This window comes from Acetobacter indonesiensis, assembly GCF_000963945.1.
Lineage (GTDB): Bacteria > Pseudomonadota > Alphaproteobacteria > Acetobacterales > Acetobacteraceae > Acetobacter > Acetobacter indonesiensis.
Map to the genome: position 1 here is coordinate 194,096 of NZ_BAMW01000030.1, position 18,167 is coordinate 212,262.

At 55.2% G+C, this 18,167-nt stretch carries 16 protein-coding genes and 1 tRNA gene; 10 read left to right on the forward strand and 7 right to left on the reverse strand.

The genetic code is table 11. The features are described 5' to 3' along the window. Positions 1–46 precede the first annotated feature (46 nt). The gene (locus tag Abin_RS09580; RefSeq protein WP_048846278.1) at positions 47–1,318 is read left to right on the forward strand and encodes a hypothetical protein; all 1,272 of its coding nucleotides are present in this window, start codon (positions 47–49) and stop codon (positions 1,316–1,318) included. A gap of 73 nt (positions 1,319–1,391) precedes the next feature. After that, positions 1,392–2,876, forward strand: a complete 1,485-nt coding sequence (locus Abin_RS09585) for a glycosyltransferase family 4 protein (protein ID WP_084593571.1) — start codon at positions 1,392–1,394, stop codon at positions 2,874–2,876. A gap of 51 nt (positions 2,877–2,927) precedes the next feature. On the opposite strand, the gene Abin_RS09590 is transcribed toward Abin_RS09585, so the two are convergent. The 4 genes from Abin_RS09590 to Abin_RS09605 are packed head-to-tail and all read right to left on the reverse strand — an operon-like array spanning position 2,928 to position 6,438. Next, on the reverse strand, positions 2,928–3,524 hold the full coding sequence (locus Abin_RS09590; protein WP_048846280.1) for a PqiC family protein: 597 nt from the start codon (positions 3,522–3,524) through the stop codon (positions 2,928–2,930). Beyond that, positions 3,521–4,477: an MlaD family protein gene (locus Abin_RS09595; RefSeq protein ID WP_048846282.1), complete on the reverse strand. Its 957-nt coding sequence runs from the start codon at positions 4,475–4,477 to the stop codon at positions 3,521–3,523. Before Abin_RS09595 ends, Abin_RS09590 begins: the two co-directional genes overlap by 4 nt. 6 nt (positions 4,478–4,483) lie before the next feature. Further along, the gene (locus Abin_RS09600) at positions 4,484–5,266 is read right to left on the reverse strand and encodes an ABC transporter ATP-binding protein (RefSeq protein ID WP_048846284.1); all 783 of its coding nucleotides are present in this window, start codon (positions 5,264–5,266) and stop codon (positions 4,484–4,486) included. A 2-nt stretch (positions 5,267–5,268) separates the two neighbouring features. Further along, on the reverse strand, positions 5,269–6,438 hold the full coding sequence (locus Abin_RS09605) for an MlaE family ABC transporter permease (protein WP_048846286.1): 1,170 nt from the start codon (positions 6,436–6,438) through the stop codon (positions 5,269–5,271). Positions 6,439–6,736: 298 nt separating this feature from the next. On the opposite strand from Abin_RS09605, the gene truB reads away from it, so the two are divergent. The 4 genes from truB to Abin_RS09625 all read left to right on the forward strand — a co-directional run bounded on the left by truB (position 6,737) and on the right by Abin_RS09625 (position 11,876). Then, a complete protein-coding gene (gene truB, locus Abin_RS09610; protein ID WP_048846290.1) occupies positions 6,737–7,651 on the forward strand; it encodes a tRNA pseudouridine(55) synthase TruB in 915 nt (304 codons plus the stop codon). 27 nt (positions 7,652–7,678) lie between these two features. Then, positions 7,679–7,948: a 30S ribosomal protein S15 gene (gene rpsO, locus Abin_RS09615; RefSeq protein ID WP_048846292.1), complete on the forward strand. Its 270-nt coding sequence runs from the start codon at positions 7,679–7,681 to the stop codon at positions 7,946–7,948. Between the two features lie 292 nt (positions 7,949–8,240). Next, entirely contained in the window at positions 8,241–10,400 is a 2,160-nt protein-coding gene (gene pnp / locus Abin_RS09620) for a polyribonucleotide nucleotidyltransferase (RefSeq protein ID WP_048846294.1), read from the forward strand. Between the two features lie 57 nt (positions 10,401–10,457). Then, positions 10,458–11,876, forward strand: a complete 1,419-nt coding sequence (locus tag Abin_RS09625) for an NAD(P)H-dependent flavin oxidoreductase (RefSeq protein ID WP_048846296.1) — start codon at positions 10,458–10,460, stop codon at positions 11,874–11,876. 97 nt (positions 11,877–11,973) lie between these two features. On the opposite strand, the gene Abin_RS09630 is transcribed toward Abin_RS09625, so the two are convergent. Continuing rightward, on the reverse strand, positions 11,974–12,159 hold the full coding sequence (locus Abin_RS09630) for a YqaE/Pmp3 family membrane protein (protein ID WP_048846297.1): 186 nt from the start codon (positions 12,157–12,159) through the stop codon (positions 11,974–11,976). Positions 12,160–12,428: 269 nt separating this feature from the next. On the opposite strand from Abin_RS09630, the gene gyrA reads away from it, so the two are divergent. The 4 genes from gyrA to Abin_RS09650 all read left to right on the forward strand — a co-directional run bounded on the left by gyrA (position 12,429) and on the right by Abin_RS09650 (position 16,641). Then, positions 12,429–15,215, forward strand: a complete 2,787-nt coding sequence (gyrA, locus tag Abin_RS09635; RefSeq protein ID WP_048846299.1) for a DNA gyrase subunit A — start codon at positions 12,429–12,431, stop codon at positions 15,213–15,215. Next, positions 15,212–15,748, forward strand: coding sequence for a pantetheine-phosphate adenylyltransferase (coaD, locus tag Abin_RS09640; RefSeq protein ID WP_048846300.1), 537 nt, complete (start codon positions 15,212–15,214; stop codon positions 15,746–15,748). The genes gyrA and coaD overlap by 4 nt, the downstream gene beginning before the upstream one ends. A 46-nt stretch (positions 15,749–15,794) precedes the next feature. Beyond that, entirely contained in the window at positions 15,795–16,289 is a 495-nt protein-coding gene (locus tag Abin_RS09645) for a peptidylprolyl isomerase (protein ID WP_048846302.1), read from the forward strand. A 276-nt stretch (positions 16,290–16,565) separates the two neighbouring features. Then, a tRNA-Lys gene (locus Abin_RS09650) sits at positions 16,566–16,641 on the forward strand. Positions 16,642–16,904: 263 nt separating this feature from the next. Here the strand turns inward: Abin_RS09650 and Abin_RS09655 are convergent. Together Abin_RS09655 and Abin_RS09660 are read right to left on the reverse strand one after the other, a co-directional pair. Then, entirely contained in the window at positions 16,905–17,825 is a 921-nt protein-coding gene (locus Abin_RS09655; RefSeq protein ID WP_048846304.1) for a LysR family transcriptional regulator, read from the reverse strand. A gap of 139 nt (positions 17,826–17,964) precedes the next feature. Continuing rightward, positions 17,965–18,135, reverse strand: a complete 171-nt coding sequence (locus Abin_RS09660; RefSeq protein ID WP_158319908.1) for a hypothetical protein — start codon at positions 18,133–18,135, stop codon at positions 17,965–17,967. Positions 18,136–18,167 lie beyond the last annotated feature (32 nt).

The window sequence follows — 18,167 nt, forward strand, 5'->3', positions numbered from 1 at the left end:
TTTGATTTATGTTTTTCTAACGAAGTTTCACGGTGAAAGAGGGTTCATGTCACAGTCTAGCCAGGCATCTGCTCAACAGCGGATTTCAGACCTTAAAGTATCAGGACATCTGATGACGCTTCAGACTGGCCTGTTCTGTGTTTTTCATGCGCCGGATGAACAGCCACCAACGGCCGCCGGTCTGCCGGGGGTTCGTATTTCTCAGCCACCTGTAAAAAATCCTGGCAATGTGGATATTGCTACCTTTGATGATGACGGCTGGTTGGGTGCGCGTAATGGGGCTGCCCTTATCCGTGTGCGTCGTGGCCCCGCCCAGATCATGGTCACAATTTATCAGGAACTGAACACCCAGCATGAAGCGCCTCGCCTGCAGGTTGTGCAGTTAAGCGCGCAGGCTGATGCTCCGGTTCCGGCGGGCGTTGCCGGGCTGGCCGCAGCGGCGCCGCAGGTTCAGGCTCCGGCTGCCCCGCAGACAGCACAGCCAAACGCGGCCCCTGCCAGCAATGCAAAGCCAGAAATCGGTGCGCACATTCAGCGTCGTGGGGATGTAGCCGTACGTCTGGGTGAATGGATGGGCCAGCCTGGCAGCCATGCCTGGATTGAAGGCTTTGGTGTTTCCCCGGCTGAAATTATTTCCCCGGCTGATATTGAATATCAGGCTGTGCTGGGGAAGGGCTGGTTGTCTCCTTGGGTTGAAGGCGGTCAGTATTGCGGTAGCCGTGGCATGGCGCTGCCTATTCTGGGCTTGTGCATTCGTCTGAAAGGGCAGGCTGCCCAGAAATTTGCCTGCCGCGTTACGGCTACCTTTACGGACGGAACAAAGATTGGTCCTGTGGAAAGCGGTGAACCGATTGAAGCCGATACACTGGCACCGTTGGAAGCCTTCCTGCTTGAAATCGTGCCAAAAAATGCTGAATCTTCCAAAGGTCGGGGCAAAGGGAAGTCGGCTCGCGTATCTGTCGCGGAAGCAGCAGCCGACCTCGCCGCTCTTCTTGAAGAAGAAGTTGAGGCACTGGAAGAAGCTGAACCGGATGATTTTGATCTCTTTATTGAGGAAGACATCGCTCCGGCTGAAGAGCCTGCCCCACGGAAAGGCCGGGGTCGTGCCAAAGCAAGTGTGAAGCCTGTTGAGAAAGAAGCTGTGACACAGCGGAAAGCGGGCCGTCCCCGTCAGGCAACTGCGGAGAAAAAATCTGCTCCAGTAGAGCAGCCTGCTGCCCGCCCCAGCGCACGTGCTAAACTGGCAGCGTCAAAAGCGCGCGCTGCTGCGGCGCCAGCGGCTGGCCGAAGGGGCCGTAAGCCGACCTCACGCCGTTAAGAAAACAGGCCCGGCTTTTTCAAGCCGGGCTTTGGTTTTTCTAACGGGTTGAACACCGAATGCGGGCACGCTCTTGAAATATCTTTTCATCCATCAGAATTTTCCCGGTCAATATCTTCATATTGTGCGTCATCTGGTTCGACAGGGTGGGCACGATATCGTTTTTATCAGTGAAGATAATCCCAACGTTATTAACGGTGTGCGCCGTGTAAGATATCGCTTGCCGCGCGAAGTGACTGATAAGGCTCATGCTGGTGTGCGTGATCTTGATGTTGGGTTGATGCGGGCTGAAGCCGTAGCCAAAGCAGCCGAAACGCTGAAAAACCTTGGGTTTGTTCCGGATGTTATTCTGGGCCATCACGGCTGGGGTGAACTGCTGAATATTCAGGATGTTTACCCGGGCGTGCCGGTGATTGGATATTTTGAATTTTATTATCACACCGAGCCCGGTTTCGATGTGAATTTTGACCCCGAATTTCCGATGGCTCCGCAGGTTATTCCGCTGGTGCGGGCCAAAAACACCGTTAATCTGCTGGCGTTGACTAATCCGGGTTATGGGCAGACCCCCACGCAGTTTCAAAAAAGCACGTATCCTGCATGGGCACAGGACAATATTACCGTTCTGCCAGAAGGGGTTGATCTGGTTGCCTGCCGGCCAGACGCTAAAGCAGCTAAACATGAACTTGTTTTGGGTGATGTGCGTATTACACCCAAAGACAAGCTGATTACGTATGTGTCGCGTGATCTTGAGCCCTACCGGGGCTTTCATGTTTTCATGAGGGCGTTACCGCGCATTCTTGCAGAACAGCCAGATGCGCATGTTGTGCTGATTGGCGGTGACGGGGTCAGCTATGGTGCCAGGTTGCCGTCGGGTTGCTGGCGTGAAATTATGCTGAAAGAGCTTGAAGGCCAGCTTGATCTGTCACGCGTGCATTTTGTAGGCAAAGTGCAGTACGAAAGTTTTCTGGCACTTCTGCAAAGATCAAACGCTCACGTTTATCTGACGTATCCGTTTGTGGCGTCTTGGTCCTTGCGTGAAGCCATGGCCATTGGATGCCCGATTGTGGGTAGCCAGACGGCACCGGTTGAAGAATTCATCAAAGATGGGGAAACTGGCTTGCTTGTGCCCTTTACCCAACCAGACCGCATTGCCGAGGCCGTTCTGGAGCTTTTGACGAACAAGCCTTTGGCGAAAAAACTTGGTAAGGCGGCGCGTGCAGAAGCAGAACGCTCCTTGTGCCTTGAGACCTATTTGAAAGAATATGAAGCACTGATTGACCGCGTGTTGCAGAAACACGCAGGGTCAGAGGCTACTGTAGCCGAACAAAAGCCTGATCGTCCCCGCGTATTACGGCAGGACAAGCCGAGGGCCGCAAAAGCAGTTCAGACGAAAAAGAAGGTCGTTGTTAAAGCGGTAAAGCTGGCTGCGCCTGAAAAGCATCACTCTGCTAAATCAGCGCCAAAAACCAGTCGGGCTATATCAAAAAGCCTTAATTCGGCGACTAAAGGTTCAAACACCAAGGCTGTTTCCACACGCCGTCAGCGCGGGAAAGCCTGACACGGCTTCCCACCGTCACGCCAATAAAGTTCTTCGTGGTCAAGGGTACGATTAAGGGTGTGATGGTGCAGGGATAGTCGTGTTCACCCGGTCTGCCAGCATGATGACCAGATTACGCATTAAGGCGGCAATTTCTGCGTCTGTGGATACAGGGCCGGTGGCCGTCAGGTGTGCACGATCTCGGATCAGGGGCTGGTTGGGGTCTTGCGGCAGAACAGCCCAGTTGGCGTCCATGACGGCCTGCCCATCCGCATCGACATCAAAGCGGGAGACGTTGATCTGCACCCGGAGTGTTGCGACATCGACCAACGGTTGATCGGTAATCAATTCGTGCGGGTGTGATGTTGCGATTTCGTTGGTAATCAGATCGGTCATGCCGAGTGAAAGGCGCGTTGCCCAGCGGGATTTCGGGCTGCGGACAATTTCTTCCTTGTTCCGCAAAATCATATCCTGCGAATCAAGGTAGTCGGGAATAACAACGCGGCTGATCTGAATTGTCGTGGCGCGGGAAGACAGGTGCGGCTGTCTGGCTGTCTGATCAGACGGCATGCCCAAAGTGTAAAGCCGCAGTGGTGGCGAAGCACAGCCGGATAACAGGCAGCACCCGGCCAGCAGAGCAAAAACAGATTTACGCGCGGAAAAAATCATGGACGGCGTCCCATCAGCAGAAGTTGCGGGTTGCGTTCAACATCACTGGCAAAACCGCGAAGAGAAGCCGCAGCGGACGCAATATCCCGCAAGGCAGCATCAAGGTTGGCACGGTCAACAGACCGGGGAGAGATAACGCTTTGCAGGCTATCCAGCGCTTTGGTGGCCGAGACCATGGTTGCGTGAATGTCGGCCCCGCGGCCACTTAACTGCTGCGTGCCTGTCTGAAGCAGTGTGTCCATTTTTGAAAGCGTGATATCCAGCTTGTTCTGAAGATCACGGATCGCCTGCGTAGCTGCCAGAACCGTATCCTGCGACCGGTCAGTGGTGACTTTCATGCTGGCAACCAGTGGCGGCAGGTCAGTATTCAGCTTGTCGCTGAGGGACTGGATGGAACGAAGCGTTTCATCCGCATGGTGCGCCATATCCTTTACAGGTAACTGGCCCAACGTGTCTTTCAGCTTTTCCATTGTGGAAAGACGGGCAGGGATTTCAACCATGTCCGTAATGCGGGGGTGTAGGACAACAGGGCTGGATTTATCAAAATCCAGCTCAATGTTGGATTGACCGGTCACAAAGCTTTGCAGATTCAATTCTGCCCGTAGGCCGTTGGCAATCATGTCTGGCATCTGCACTTTGGTGCCGCCGGGCACATCATGCACAACATGAATCTGGTCGGGTTCCAGGGTCAGCACAACAGGAATGTAGGCCTTATGGTCCTTGGGGTCGAACCTCAGTGTAATGCTTTTGACAGACCCGACTTTTACCCCCCGGAAATTAACCGGTGCGCCCACGGTCAGGCCCGTAATGGCGTTCTGGAACACGACCACAGCCTCGCGGGATGAGGCGAAGAAACGCATGTGGCCAAACAGCATGATAATGGCCAGAGCCAATGCGCCACCGCCCACCACAAACGCACCAATCAGGGTTTTCCGGCTTGTGCTTTCAGCCATGGCGCTTCAGCCCTTTGCATCTGTGGCAGGAGAGATTTCTGCCATACGGTTCATGAAAGCGACAACATCCGGTATGGCGCTGTGGTCGCGCAGGTCCCGTGGGGCGCCACGGGCAATGGGGGTGTGGGTTTTGGCATCCAGAAAAATGCCGTCATCCGCAATTTTGAACAGGCTGGGCAGTTCGTGGCTGACAATGACAATTGTTGCCCCCAGCCCATCACGCAATGTCAAAATCAGATCATCCAGACGGGCAGAGGTAATCGGGTCCAGCCCGGCGGAGGGTTCGTCAAAAAACAGAATGTCAGGGTCAAGCGCTATGGCGCGGGCCAATCCTGCCCGTTTGCGCATGCCGCCGGAAATTTCGGATGGGAGCAGATCAATTGCCTGCTCCATACCGACAAACCCCAGTTTGAGTTCAACCAGCCTGCGAATGACATCTGGCGTTAGAGACGTGAACATTTCCATGGGAAGCGCAACATTTTCGCCCACGGTCATGGAACTCCACAACGCGGCGCTCTGAAACAGCACCCCGAACCGGTGGTTCAGTTCAGTGCGGCGCTTTTCGTCCTGTGCCCAGTAATCTTCGTCCCCAACCAGAATCTGGCCGGATGTGGGGCGTAGAAGCCCGACCATGCTTTTCAGCAGCGTGCTTTTCCCGCAGCCAGAGCCACCCATGACGGCAAAGATTGAGCCCCGTTTCAAATCAAACGAGACATTTTGCTGAATGACCTTGGGCCCAAACGCAATGGTCAGATCACGCACGGAAATCAGGGTGTCAGACGTGGTCATGATCAGAAATCCAGCGCGTTTGCGATAACGGCAAACATCGCATCCATTGCGATAATACCGACAATGCCAATCACGACAGCGCGTGTGGCGGCAATGCCGACATCGGCTGCGCTACGCCCTGCTTTCAGGCCCACACGGCACGCTGCCAGCGCAATAAAGCTGGCGAAAAAGAACGATTTGATAAAGCCGAACACAAATTCATGCAGGGCAACGCCGTCAAACGTCGTGGTCCAGTAGCCAATGGCAGAAACACTCATCATGCCCATAGCCACGACAAAGCCGCCAAAAATCGCAATCAATGTACCATAGATATAAAGAAGCGGCATCATGAGCGCGAGCGACAGGATGGATGGCAGAAGAATGTAGCTGGAAACCGGGATGCCAAAGACCTGAAGGGCGTCAATTTCCTCGTTACCCAGCATGGTTGAAATACGGGCGGCATATGCGCCACCCGTGCGCCCCGCCATGATAATGGCGGTCATGATGGCGGAAATTTCACGCGCACAGGCAATACCAACCAGATTGGCAACGTAAATTTCAGCAGCAAACCGGCGTAGTTCCACCAGCCCCACAAAGGCCAGAATGGCCCCTACCAGAAAATTGACAATCCCGACAATCAACAGGGCAGAGGGGCCAGCATTCCAGATATCGCTAGCCAGATCTTTCAGCCGCATACCGCCTTTGCCGGTAACGGTCTGCGCTGCCCCTTTTGTGGTTTCAAGCGCCAGTTCTGTGACGGTGCCTGTTTCTGTCAGGGCATTGAGGGTGCGGTCTCCGACACGCTCCAGAAACGGGGCGGGCGGCTTTTTGGCATTGGAATTTCCAGCAGGTTTGTCTGGAAGCAACGCCAGCAGGCGCTGGGCTGCCTCTGGCAGATGATCGGGTTCAAAAATGACACCAGCTTTTCCCGCCGCCTGTTTGACATCCCATAGAAAGGTAATGAATGCGGAATCCCAGCGTTCTAGCTGGTCAGTGTCAATGTTCAGCGTCGCTCCTGAGTGCGCTTTTGAAAGCCCATCAGGTGGAAACGTGAGCATCCCGCCATTTTGCACGGTCCATACACCAGACGCATGCAGACACGGTGCGCCTGCGGTCAGATCAACCGACCATTCGGGCTTCTGCGCCGCTGTCTGGCTTGTCTGGGGGGAGGGTATGGCTGCATGATCTGTCATAAGATGTGGCGACATTAGGGCAGGTGGTACGCCCTGACCAGTCCCGTGCGGTAAAAAACTCTCATGTGTATAATAAGCTGCGGAACGCAGAAAACCTGCGCTTTGCGACAATGGCGCAGCAGCGCTGTTCTGGCTGGATGGCTGCAAGGCTTCCCTGCGCAGCATTGCGGCAACCGCTGTGGTCGGCTAGATGCAGCCCAGTTTTCCGGTCTTTGAGCCGGGGTGATGCAAAAAAAAATGAGATGGTGCCTGTTCTGAGCCGCAAGGCCGGAGAGCGCCTGTTGAAACGGGAGTTCCCATGCGACGCAGACGTGGCAGGCCGCTGAATGGCTGGCTGGTTATCGACAAACCTTCGGGCATGACATCCACGCAGGTTGTTGGTCGTGCCAAACGGCTGTTTGATGCCCAGAAGGTGGGGCATGGCGGCACGCTTGATCCGCTGGCAACAGGTCTTCTGCCGTTGGCTTTCGGCACCGGCACAAAAACGGTGCCTTATATTATGGATGGCACCAAGGTGTACCGCTTTACCCTGAAAATGGGCGAAGCGCGGGACAGTGATGACGCGGACGGCGAAGTGACCGGCCATTCAGATGTTCGCCCCACGGATGATCAGTTGCGTGCGGCCCTGCCTGCGTTGACAGGTGACATCATGCAGGTGCCGCCCGTGTTTTCTGCACTCAAAGTTGCGGGCGAGCGGTCTTATGATATGGCGCGTGAAGGCCGCCCCCCGGAATTGCCCCCACGCCCCGCCCGTGTTGACCGGTTTGAGCTGATTGAGCGGGTGGATGAAGACACGGCCATTTTTGAGGTCGAATCCGGCAAGGGCGTTTATATGCGGGCGCTGGCGCGTGATGTTGCGCTGGCCTGTGGCACGGTGGGCCATATAACGGCCCTTAGACGCCTGCGCGTCGGCCCTTTTACGGAAGCCGATGCAATAACACTGGACAAAATCACCCCAAACGAGGAAAACGCCCATGCCTCACCGGAGCTGCTGCGTCCGGTCGCGACCGCGCTGGCCGACATCCCGGCGCTGGCCCTGACCGCTGATGAAGCTGCTTCCTTGTTGCACGGGCAGTCTTTGAGCCTTGTCGATCTGATGGGACGTATTCCACAGACCGAAGAAGGCGAGACAATCCGGGCCATGGAAGGGGGGCGCGTATTGGGGCTCTGTCGTCTGGAAGACGGGTGGCTGCGCCCTGTGCGGATTCTCTGAACCTGATTTGTTTTATGGAGACATGTGATGTCGATTACTGCTGAACGCCGCACGGCGCTGATTAGCGAATACCAGACTTCCCCCACCGATACCGGTTCACCGGAAGTTCAGGTTGCGATTCTGACCGAGCGTATCAACAACCTGACCGAGCATCTGAAAACCCACGCGAAGGATTTCCATTCTCGCCGTGGTCTGCTGATCCTGGTTGGCCGTCGTCGTAGCCTGCTTGACTACCTACGCGGCAAGAGCGTTTCCCGCTATGATGCGCTGATCGCCCGTCTGGGCCTTCGTCGCTAAGACGCGGTAAAAGGGTGCGGCGAGCGTAAGCGGTGCTGCACCCTTTTGTCTTTTCAGGGAAAACCCGTTGCCGGGTGACCCTTGCATGTCAGCCAGATAGGCTGGATGCTAAAAATCATCGCCACAGGCTATGAGCGCGGGAGCCTGATTCCCGGCGGGCCACGGCGTTTCCGACCACATGGTGTCGGGTGGTGTTGCCGCCAGTCTCCATGCCGTCCGAGGCGCTGTCCGCTCCCTTCGGTTTCTTCCCGCCTGTTCTGTGGCTTTCACTCTGTCATGAAAGCAGAACAGTATGAGTATTAAATTCAACTACTACCGCAAGGAAATTGAATGGGCTGGCCGCCCGCTGGTTCTTGAAACCGGCAAGATTGCCCGTCAGGCTGATGGCGCTGTGGTTGTCACCTATGGTGAAACCGTTGTGCTGTGTACCGCTGTTGGCGCAAAAAACGTCAAGGCTGGTCAGGATTTCTTCCCGCTGACCGTCAATTATCAGGAAAAAGCCTACGCTGCTGGCAAAATCCCGGGTGGTTTCTTCAAGCGCGAAGGCCGTCCGTCTGAAAACGAAACGCTGGTTTCCCGTCTGATTGACCGCCCCATTCGTCCGCTGTTCCCTGAAGGGTTCCGCAACGAAGTGCAGGTTATTGCCACCGTGCTGACGCACGATATGGAAAATGACCCTTCCATCGCAGCCCTGATTGGTTGCTCGGCTGCGCTGACGCTGTCTGGTATTCCGTTCTTCGGTCCGGTTGCTGCTGCTCGCGTAGGGTATAAGGACGGTGCATTCGTTCTGAACCCAACGCTTGAGCAGATGAAGGACACCGACCTTGATCTGGTCGTGGCCGGCACGGAAGAAGGCGTTCTGATGGTTGAATCAGAAGCGTCTGAACTGTCTGAAGAAATCATGCTTGAAGCTGTGACCTTTGGTCACAATGCCTTCCAGCCTGTCATCGAAGCCATTATTTCTCTGGCTGAACATGCTGCCAAGGCTCCGTGGGATCTGCCTGAAGAATCCAAGGAAGCTCAGAAGCTGCGCACCCGCGTTGATAAAGTGGGCCGCAAGCTGATTGCTGATGCGTACAAGGAAAAGGTCAAGCAGGCCCGTTACGAAAAAGTGGGCGCTGCCAAGGAAGTCATCCTTGAAAAGCTGGCTGCTGAAGAACTGGACGTTGACGCTGCAAAGCCGATGCTGAAAGACCTTGAAGCCGATGTTGTGCGTTCAGCCGTGCTGAAAACCGGCCTGCGGATTGACGGTCGTGATCTGGTAACGGTTCGTCCCATCGTGTCTGAAGTTGGTATCCTGCCACGCGCGCATGGGTCTTCTCTGTTTACCCGTGGGGAAACGCAGGCGCTGGTTGTGACCACGCTGGGCACCGCACAGGATGAACAGGTGATTGACGCGCTTGAAGGCGAATACCGCACCAACTTCCTGCTGCATTACAACTTCCCTCCCTTCTCGGTTGGGGAATGTGGTCGCATCGGGTCTCCGGGGCGTCGTGAAATCGGGCATGGCAAGCTGGCATGGCGCGCTATTCATCCGCTGCTGCCTACCCGTAAGGACTTCCCGTACACGCTGCGTGTCGTTTCCGAAATTACGGAAAGTAACGGGTCTTCTTCCATGGCAACCGTATGCGGCAGTTCACTGGCGCTGATGGATGCTGGTGTGCCCCTGAAACGCCCTGTGGCTGGTATTGCCATGGGTCTGATCAAGGAAGGCAAGGATTTTGCCGTTCTGTCCGATATTCTGGGTGATGAAGATCATCTGGGCGACATGGACTTCAAGGTTGCTGGTACCGAACAGGGCGTGACCGCCCTTCAGATGGACATCAAGATTACGTCCATTACGCCAGAAATCATGAAGATTGCTCTGGGTCAGGCACGCGATGGCCGCATGCACATTCTGGGTGAAATGAGCAAGGCTCTGACGGAAGGCCGCACCGATGTGTCCTCCACAGCACCGAAAATCACCACCATGAAGGTGCCTCGCGAAAAAATCCGCGATGTGATTGGTTCAGGCGGTAAAGTTATTCGTGAAATCGTTGAATATTCAGGTGCGAAGGTCGATATCGGGGATGATGGCACCATCACCATCGCCGCTATGTCTGACGATCAGGCCCAAAAAGCCATCGAACGCATCAACGGGATCGTGGCTGAACCTGAAATTGGCCGCGTTTACGATGGTAAGGTTGTTAAAACCGCTGATTTCGGCGCGTTTGTAAACTTCCTGGGTGCGCGTGATGGTCTGGTTCACATTTCTGAACTGTCTCAGGGTCGTGTGGGTAAAACCACTGACGTTGTGAAGCAGGGCGATGCCGTGAAGGTCAAGGTCATCGGTTTTGATGACCGTGGTAAAGTGAAGCTATCCATGCGCGTTGTTGATCAGGCAACCGGGGCAGACATCACGGAAACCGTTGGTGCCAAGCCTGCGCGCGCACCACGTCGGGATGCTGAATAAGCATCCCTTACGGGGTGCTTGTCATCAGCGCTTATTCAGCAGAACGATAGGACAGCAATGAAGGCGATCAACGCAGTTCGCATGGGGGGCGTAGACGTCCTGCCACTGGTTGAAGGTGGCAAGGGTGTTTCCGTATCCACGGGCGCTTCAGCGGGAGCTTGGGCCGCAGCAGGCGGGGCCGGTACGGTCTCGATTGTCAATGCGGACAGTTATGATGAGGCCGGACATCCCGTGCCTCAGATCTATCATGGTCGTACCCGGCGGGAACGGCATGAAGAACTGGTTGATTACGCCATTCGTGGCGGCATTGCCCAGGCACAGATTGCTCATGAAACCGCAGGTGGGCAGGGACGTATCCATGCCAACATCCTGTGGGAAATGGGCTCGGCTGAACGGGTTATCACGGGCGTGCTTGAAGGGGCCAAAGGCCTTATTCACGGTCTGACCTGTGGTGCGGGGATGCCGTATCGCCTGTCTGAAATTGCGGCAACATATGGGGTTTACTATTACCCCATCGTGTCTTCTGCCCGCGCGTTTAATGCGTTGTGGAAGCGTGCCTACAGCAAGACATCAGACCTGCTGGGCGGCGTTGTGTATGAAGATCCTTGGCGGGCTGGGGGGCATAACGGCCTTTCCAACACTGAAGATCCTCTTAAGCCGGAAGATCCATACCCACGGGTTGCAGCGCTTCGGAAACTGATGCGGTCTTTCGGGCTGGATGAAACGCCTATCATTATGGCAGGCGGTGTCTGGTGGCTGGAAGAATGGGAAGACTGGATTGATAACCCTGAACTGGGTCCAATTGTCTTTCAGTTCGGCACGCGTCCGCTTCTGACCAAGGAAAGCCCGGTACCGGATGCCTGGAAGCAGCGTCTGCTGACGCTGAAAAAAGGGGATGTGTATCTGAACCGCTTTTCACCAACCGGGTTCTACTCCTCGGCCGTGAACAACAGCTTTTTGCAGGAACTGCGTGGCCGTTCAGAACGGCAAGTTGCATTTTCCCCTGAACCTTTGGGTGCGCATGATGTCGCCTATGGCGTAGGGGCCCGCAAACGCGAAGTCTTTGTGACGGCTGATGATCTGGCGCATATCCGTGGTTGGGAAGCGCAGGGCTATACTGAAGCCATGCGCACCCCTGATTCCACGCTGATTTTCGTCACACCCGATCGTGCGCGTGAAATCACGGCAGATCAGGTGGCCTGTATGGGGTGCCTGTCTGAGTGCAAATTCTCTAACTGGAGCCAGCGTGGCCCCAGCTACACCAACGGTCATAAGGCTGACCCGCGGTCTTTCTGCATTCAGAAAACCCTTCAGACGGTTGCGCACACCAGCGGCCCGGAAGCCGATGAGGTTGTGGACAACAATCTGATGTTTGGTGGCACCAACGCATGGCGCTTTGGGTCTGATCCGTTTTACTCAAACGGGTTTGTGCCAACAGTGCGTCAGTTGGTTGACCGCATCATGACCGGGCGTTGAGCCTGCGTTCTGGCGTTTAAAGGCAGACGCTGTTTATCAGCGTCTTTGCCAAAGATGTAAAAAAGGCGCCTTGGGCGCCTTTTTTCATGCCCGATGATTATTTTCCCATCCGGGCAATTTTCTGATCAGTTTTATACTGGCTCAAGGCATAGACGGACCAGATGGCTGCGGGAATCCAGCCAATAACCGTGACCTGCAACACCAGACAAATAATGCCGGCAAAGGGCCGTCCGATTGTGAAAAACTGAAGCCAGGGCAGCAGCAGGGCCAGAAGAAGACGCATGGAAAAATCCTTTCAAACACGGTTTTGGTCTTTCTTGCCGCACTGTGGGGCTGGAAGAAAGGCAAAACAGCCGGTTAGACGGCGGTTGCGGTGGTGCCGGTGATGCGTGGCCCTAGGTCCATACGGCTTTGTGTGCTAGAAGATCACAAGCCGCCGCCAGTGGCTGTGCAGGCCGGAATCCGGTCTGTCTTTGCTATTCTGGCGCATACTAAGTTTTCAGGCGCACCTGTTTCATTTTCAGGTGCGCGGCATGACAAGACGGATGGACCTTGACCGAGATTTCTGACCAGCCGGGATCGCCGGAACCTTCAGCCCTTCTGCCTGTCACCATTGAGGAGGAGATGCGCTCCTCCTACCTCGCTTACGCGATGTCGGTGATTGTCAGCCGTGCGCTGCCAGATGTGCGTGACGGGTTGAAGCCGGTGCATCGGCGTATTCTGTACGCCATGCATGAAAGTGGTTTCACACACGATAAACCCTATCGTAAATCGGCCCGTGCAGTCGGTGACGTGATGGGTAAATACCATCCGCACGGTGACGCATCGATTTATGATGCCATGGTCCGTATGGCGCAGTCTTGGTCCATGCGCGTCAAGCTGATTGACGGGCAGGGGAACTTCGGATCCGTGGATGGCGATAGCCCGGCGGCTATGCGTTATACGGAAGCCCGTCTGGCCAAGGCCTCAACCTTTCTGTTGAACGACATTGACCGTGATACGGTTGATTTCCAGCCCAACTATGACGAAAGCGAGCAGGAACCAACGGTTCTGCCCGCAGCGTTCCCTAACCTGCTGATTAACGGTGCCACGGGTATTGCCGTGGGTATGGCCACCAACATTCCGCCGCATAACCCCGGTGAAGTGATTGATGCCACGCTGGCGCTGATCGAAAAGCCGGATATGGACCTTGATGAGCTGCTGGAACACGTACCGGGGCCAGATTTCCCGACAGGCGGCATTATTCTGGGCCGCTCCGGTATCCGTAGCGCGTTCGCGACTGGGCGTGGGGCCGTCATTATCCGGGCGCGTGCCGAAGTTGAGGAAATCCGCAAAGATCGCAAGGCAATTGTGATCACGGAAATTCCGTATCAGGTCAACAAAGCCACCCTGCAGGAACGCATCGCTGAACTGGTGCGGAACAAGCAGATTGAAGGTATTTCGGACATCCGCGATGAGTCTGACCGATCCGGTATGCGGGTGGTCATTGAAATCAAGCGTGACGCAACGCCAGAAGTCGTGCTGAATCATCTTTATCGCTACACGCAGCTTCAGACCTCGTTCGGGGTGAACATGCTGGCGCTGGATGGTGGCAAGCCCCGTCTGATGGGCCTGAAGGATGTTCTGTCAGCCTTCATCACCTTCCGTGAAGAAGTTATTCTGCGTCGTGCCCGCTTTGAACTGAATAAGGCGCGTGACCGCGGTCATATTCTGGTCGGTCTGGTTATTGCCGTTGCCAATATCGATGCGGTTATTGCCCTGATTCGCGCGGCTCCGGATGCTGCAACGGCCCGTGAATCCCTGATGGCAGCAAGCTGGGATGCCGATGAAGTCGCGCCCTTGCTGGAACTGATTCATGATCAGGGTAACCAGATTGTTGATGGCAAGGTCCGTCTGACAGAAGCACAGGCACGCGGTATTCTAGAACTGCGCCTGCAACGCCTGACGGGTCTTGAACGCGAAAAAATTCAGCAGGAGCTGTCCGAAGTTGCCATTCGGATTAATGAACTGCTTGAAATTATCGGCAGCCATATCCGCCGCATGGAAGTGCTGCGGGATGAGCTGGTTCTTGCCCGTGCAGAAATCGCGACACCCCGCGCGACCGAAATTGCCGACTACGCCGGCGATCAGGATGATGAAAGCCTGATTGAACCCGGGCAGATGGTTGTCACCATCACGCGTGAAGGCTTTATCAAACGCACACCTCTTGACGTATTCCGGGCCCAGAACCGTGGCGGCCGTGGCCGCACCGGCGCCGGTACGCGTGGGGATGATATCGTGGTGCGGTCATTCAATGCCCATACGCACCAGTGGGTCATGTTCTTCTCCTCCGGCGGGAAGGCGTATCGCGAAAAAATCTGGCGTCTGCCAGAAGCCAGTCCGACCGCTAAAGGGCGTGCGCTGGTCAATCTGCTGCCCGATCTTGGCTCGGACACGATTACGGCTGTTCTGCCGCTGCCGCAGGATGAGGAACTGTGGGAATCCCTCCACCTCGTCTTTGCAACGGCAAGTGGCGGTGTGCGGCGTAACCGTCTGAGCGACTTCCGCAACATCCGGTCTTCCGGGCTGATTGCCATGAAGCTGGATGAAGGGGATAGCCTGATTGGCGTTGCAACCTGCCGAGAAGGGCAGGATGTGTTTCTGGCTACCCGTGGGGCCCGTTGCATTCGTTTCCAGATTACGGATGAAACGCTGCGTGTGTTTGCAGGCCGTGGGTCTTCAGGGGTTCGCGGTATCCGTCTGGCGGATGGGGACAAGGTGATCAGTCTTGCCGTTCTCAACCATGTTGAGGCGACTGTGGACGAGCGTTCTACCTATCTGCGGATGGCCAACGCCAAACGGCGTGCAGAAAACGCCGCCGAGAACGGGGAAGATGACGCAGAAACATCTGTGGTGGATACGGATGAAGAAGAAACATCCTCTACTTCCGAACTGCTGACACCGGAACGCTTTGCTGAACTTGAAGCCGCAGAAGAAATTCTGCTGGTAGTCAGTGATGGCGGGTTTGGTCGTCGGTCTTCCGCGTATGATTACCGCGTTAGCGGGCGTGGCGGGCAGGGTATTACCAACATGACCTTCTCTGCCAACAAGCGGGGGACCGAGGTCGCAGCAACTCTGCCCGTGCTTAGCGGCACGGATGTCATGCTGGTGACAGATGCTGGCCGTCTGATCCGTGTTCCGGTTGATCAGGTGCGTGTCATGGCCCGTCAGGCCAGTGGTGTTACCCTGTTCCGCCTGAATGACGGTGAGCACGTCACCAGTGTCTTCCCGGTCATGGATGATGAGACGGATGAAGACAGCACGGATGGTGCAGCCGAACCGTCAGGTGAAAGCGCATGAGTGAGGGCGTACACGCCGGGGAACCCCGGCGTGTAGGCTTTTATGCTGGTACATTTGACCCTGTCACCACCGGCCATCTGGACGTTATTGAACGCGCCGCCCGTCTGGTGGACAGGTTGGTGATCGGGGTGGCAGAAAATCCAGGTAAAAACCCGCTTATGCCTCTGGCCGAGCGGGTGGAATGTGTGGAAAACGAACTCCCAGCCATTGCCGCCAGAACAGGGGGGGAACTGAAAGTGGCTTCTTTCAATTCCCTGCTGGTGGAAGCGGTAAAGCTGCATGGTGCGTCCCTGATTTTCAGAGGGCTGCGCGTGTTGACTGACTTTGACTATGAAATTCAGATGTCGGGGGTTAATCGTCGCCTCGATTCCTCCATCGAAACCGTGTTTTTAATGGCATCTGAACGGACCCAATTTATTTCTTCCCGTCTTGTTAAAGAAATTGCCAGTTATGGTGGTGTCGTTTCAGAGTTCGTCACCCCATATACACAGGAACGTCTGCTCGCCCGGCTGAAGGCGCGGGCTGCGGGGTAATGGCCATACTCTATGCCGTTGCCAGAAAGGATTAAGGAGAACCATCATGTCTACCGAGACAGATAAAAACGACCTGATTTACATGGATGTGCCTGCGGGCCGCGTTGTCATTCGTCTGCGCCCCGATATTGCGCCGCTGGCTGCCGAACGCATCCGCACCCTGTCTGCCGAAGGTTTTTACGATAACGTGCCGTTTCATCGCGTTATTTCTGGTTTCATGGCGCAGGCGGGTGACCCGACCGGCACCGGCACAGGTGGCAGCCCGCTGCCTGACCTGAAGGCTGAATTTACGCGTGAAGCCAAGTTCCTGCGTGGTACCTTGGGTATGGCCCGTACGTCTGACCCAGACAGTGCAAACAGCCAGTTCTTCATCATGTTCGAACCGTCTCCTCATCTTGATGGTCAGTACACAATTGTGGGCGACGTCATTGAAGGCATGGAAAACATCGACAAGATCAAACGCGGCAGCGGTGGGTCTGGCATGGTGCGCGAACCAGACCGGATTACAAAAATGCGTCCGGCTTCTGCTGAAAACGCCTGATTTTTCTGATTTGATAATCCATCATGGAACGCGGCTCTGCAAAGGGCCGCGTTTTTTGTTTCTGGCCGATTGTTCAGCATAAATACGGAATGACGGCTTTGTTATGCCGTTGTGGATCAGGTGACCCTGCAAGCTCCGGAAAGATGATTTTTAACAGCATCTTGGGGCAAAACGCATCACATCGCTTGACACAAGGGGAATGAAGCGTTTAGACACCCCCCAACAGAGCGCGCATCTGTTTCAGACAGACAGCGTATTCCTGTTGCATGATGACGTGAGCCGGTAGCTCAGTCGGTAGAGCATTCGACTTTTAATCGAATGGTCGAGGGTTCGAGTCCCTCCCGGCTCACCATCCTTTTTCTTTTTATCCCCTAATCAAGAATTATTTCCACAGACTTTGTGGAATAATAGCTTGTCATCATAATCCTTGGTTTTTCAAAGATTTTTACGATTCGATGGCGAATCGGGTAAGGGGATTTGTACCCATTATCCACAAAGTTACCCACCGCCCGAATCTCTGGTGTGTTTCTGGCGCGGCACATGCGGGTGACTCTTCATCTCATCCCTCTTCGCCTCGCAACAAAAGGGGTTAGATACGGCATCTTCCTTGACGGCTTATGGAAGATCCTGTTCCCACGGGGCCGCTGGGCTGTAACATTCGGCCAGATAATCAATCATAGCGCGAACTTTTAGCGGTGTAGTCTGTCCCTGTGCATACACAGCATGCAGTGGCGGTGCTTCTATCAGGGGGGCATCAAGCGGCACAGTTTGTAACAGCCCACTCCGCAATTCATTCGCCACAACAAAAACGGGCAGATAAATAAGCCCCTGACCCGCTACGGCGGCTTCACGTAACGCATCGCCATTATTGGCGCATAAGGCCCCGGAAACAGAAACCGTTCGTTCTCCCTTTAACCCGAAATGCCAGCGATTGGGCGCACCGGGTTCTCCCAGCGTATACCCAAGGCACTGGTGGTGGCTTAGGTCCTCAATTGTTTTTGGCACACCGGCCTGCTGTAAATAGGCAGGGGCAGCGCAGACTACGCAGCGAATGGACGCCAGCTTGCGGCTTCTCAGGCTGCTTGGGGCCATATGGCGGATACGAAGGGTAAGATCCCAGCCCTCCTCTATCAGATCAACCGCTCGGTCATTCAGGCCGAGTTCAACGGTCACCAGCGGATAGCGCCTGCTGAATTCGGGCAGGATAGGCGCAACATAGCGTATTGCGAAAGAAACCGGCGCATTCAGCCTTAACCGCCCGCGTGGTTCGCGCCGCTGTTCCGTGACGGTCTGTTCTACATCTTCAAGGTCGGCCAGAATTTTTTGGCATCCTTCCAGAAACAGTCGTCCTGCTTCTGTTAGCGATAACCGGCGTGTGCTGCGGTGAAACAGCGTGACACCCAATCGCGTTTCAAGTGCAGTAATGTGCTTTGTCACCATCGTTTGTGAAAGACACAGCGCCCGTCCGGCAGCGGTAAAACTGCCGGTGGCGACAACTTTCACAAAAACCTGCATGCTTGTAATGCGGTCGAGCATAAAACCCACGTCATACTATCTGAAAACTCGCCCTTAAGGGCCTGTTATTTCAGTCTAGCACAGTCATGACGTAAGGAGCATTTGTTGATGCAGGTCTCATTTTGAGGGGACTGGCGTTTATGGCAGTTCGTTTAGAACATTATCGCCAGCCGGGTGGTCGTCCACGGTAGTCATTGTAATAGCCGTGGTCATGCCGTCCATGACGATAATAATCGTCCCGGTGGTGATGGTGGTATGGGCCAGCGTAGCATCCTGTCAGCGCCAGAGGCAGCGTGAGCAAGATCAGACCCAGATGAAAGCGCTTCCTCATTGAACTCTCCAGATCAACGTCATGCGTGAAAG

What these genes read in the sequence shown, in the direction of transcription:
- Abin_RS09580 (WP_048846278.1), top strand. Translation starts at nt 47, where the DNA reads ATGTCACAGTCTAGCCAGGCATCTGCTCAACAGCGGATTTCAGACCTT.
- Abin_RS09590 (WP_048846280.1), bottom strand. Translation starts at nt 3,524, where the DNA reads ATGATTTTTTCCGCGCGTAAATCTGTTTTTGCTCTGCTGGCCGGGTGC.
- Abin_RS09595 (WP_048846282.1), bottom strand. Translation starts at nt 4,477, where the DNA reads ATGGCTGAAAGCACAAGCCGGAAAACCCTGATTGGTGCGTTTGTGGTG.
- Abin_RS09600 (WP_048846284.1), bottom strand. Translation starts at nt 5,266, where the DNA reads ATGACCACGTCTGACACCCTGATTTCCGTGCGTGATCTGACCATTGCG.
- Abin_RS09605 (WP_048846286.1), bottom strand. Translation starts at nt 6,438, where the DNA reads ATGACAGATCATGCAGCCATACCCTCCCCCCAGACAAGCCAGACAGCG.
- truB (WP_048846290.1), top strand. Translation starts at nt 6,737, where the DNA reads ATGCGACGCAGACGTGGCAGGCCGCTGAATGGCTGGCTGGTTATCGAC.
- rpsO (WP_048846292.1), top strand. Translation starts at nt 7,679, where the DNA reads ATGTCGATTACTGCTGAACGCCGCACGGCGCTGATTAGCGAATACCAG.
- pnp (WP_048846294.1), top strand. Translation starts at nt 8,241, where the DNA reads ATGAGTATTAAATTCAACTACTACCGCAAGGAAATTGAATGGGCTGGC.
- Abin_RS09625 (WP_048846296.1), top strand. Translation starts at nt 10,458, where the DNA reads ATGAAGGCGATCAACGCAGTTCGCATGGGGGGCGTAGACGTCCTGCCA.
- Abin_RS09630 (WP_048846297.1), bottom strand. Translation starts at nt 12,159, where the DNA reads ATGCGTCTTCTTCTGGCCCTGCTGCTGCCCTGGCTTCAGTTTTTCACA.
- coaD (WP_048846300.1), top strand. Translation starts at nt 15,212, where the DNA reads ATGAGTGAGGGCGTACACGCCGGGGAACCCCGGCGTGTAGGCTTTTAT.
- Abin_RS09645 (WP_048846302.1), top strand. Translation starts at nt 15,795, where the DNA reads ATGTCTACCGAGACAGATAAAAACGACCTGATTTACATGGATGTGCCT.
- Abin_RS09655 (WP_048846304.1), bottom strand. Translation starts at nt 17,825, where the DNA reads ATGCTCGACCGCATTACAAGCATGCAGGTTTTTGTGAAAGTTGTCGCC.
- Abin_RS09660 (WP_158319908.1), bottom strand. Translation starts at nt 18,135, where the DNA reads ATGAGGAAGCGCTTTCATCTGGGTCTGATCTTGCTCACGCTGCCTCTG.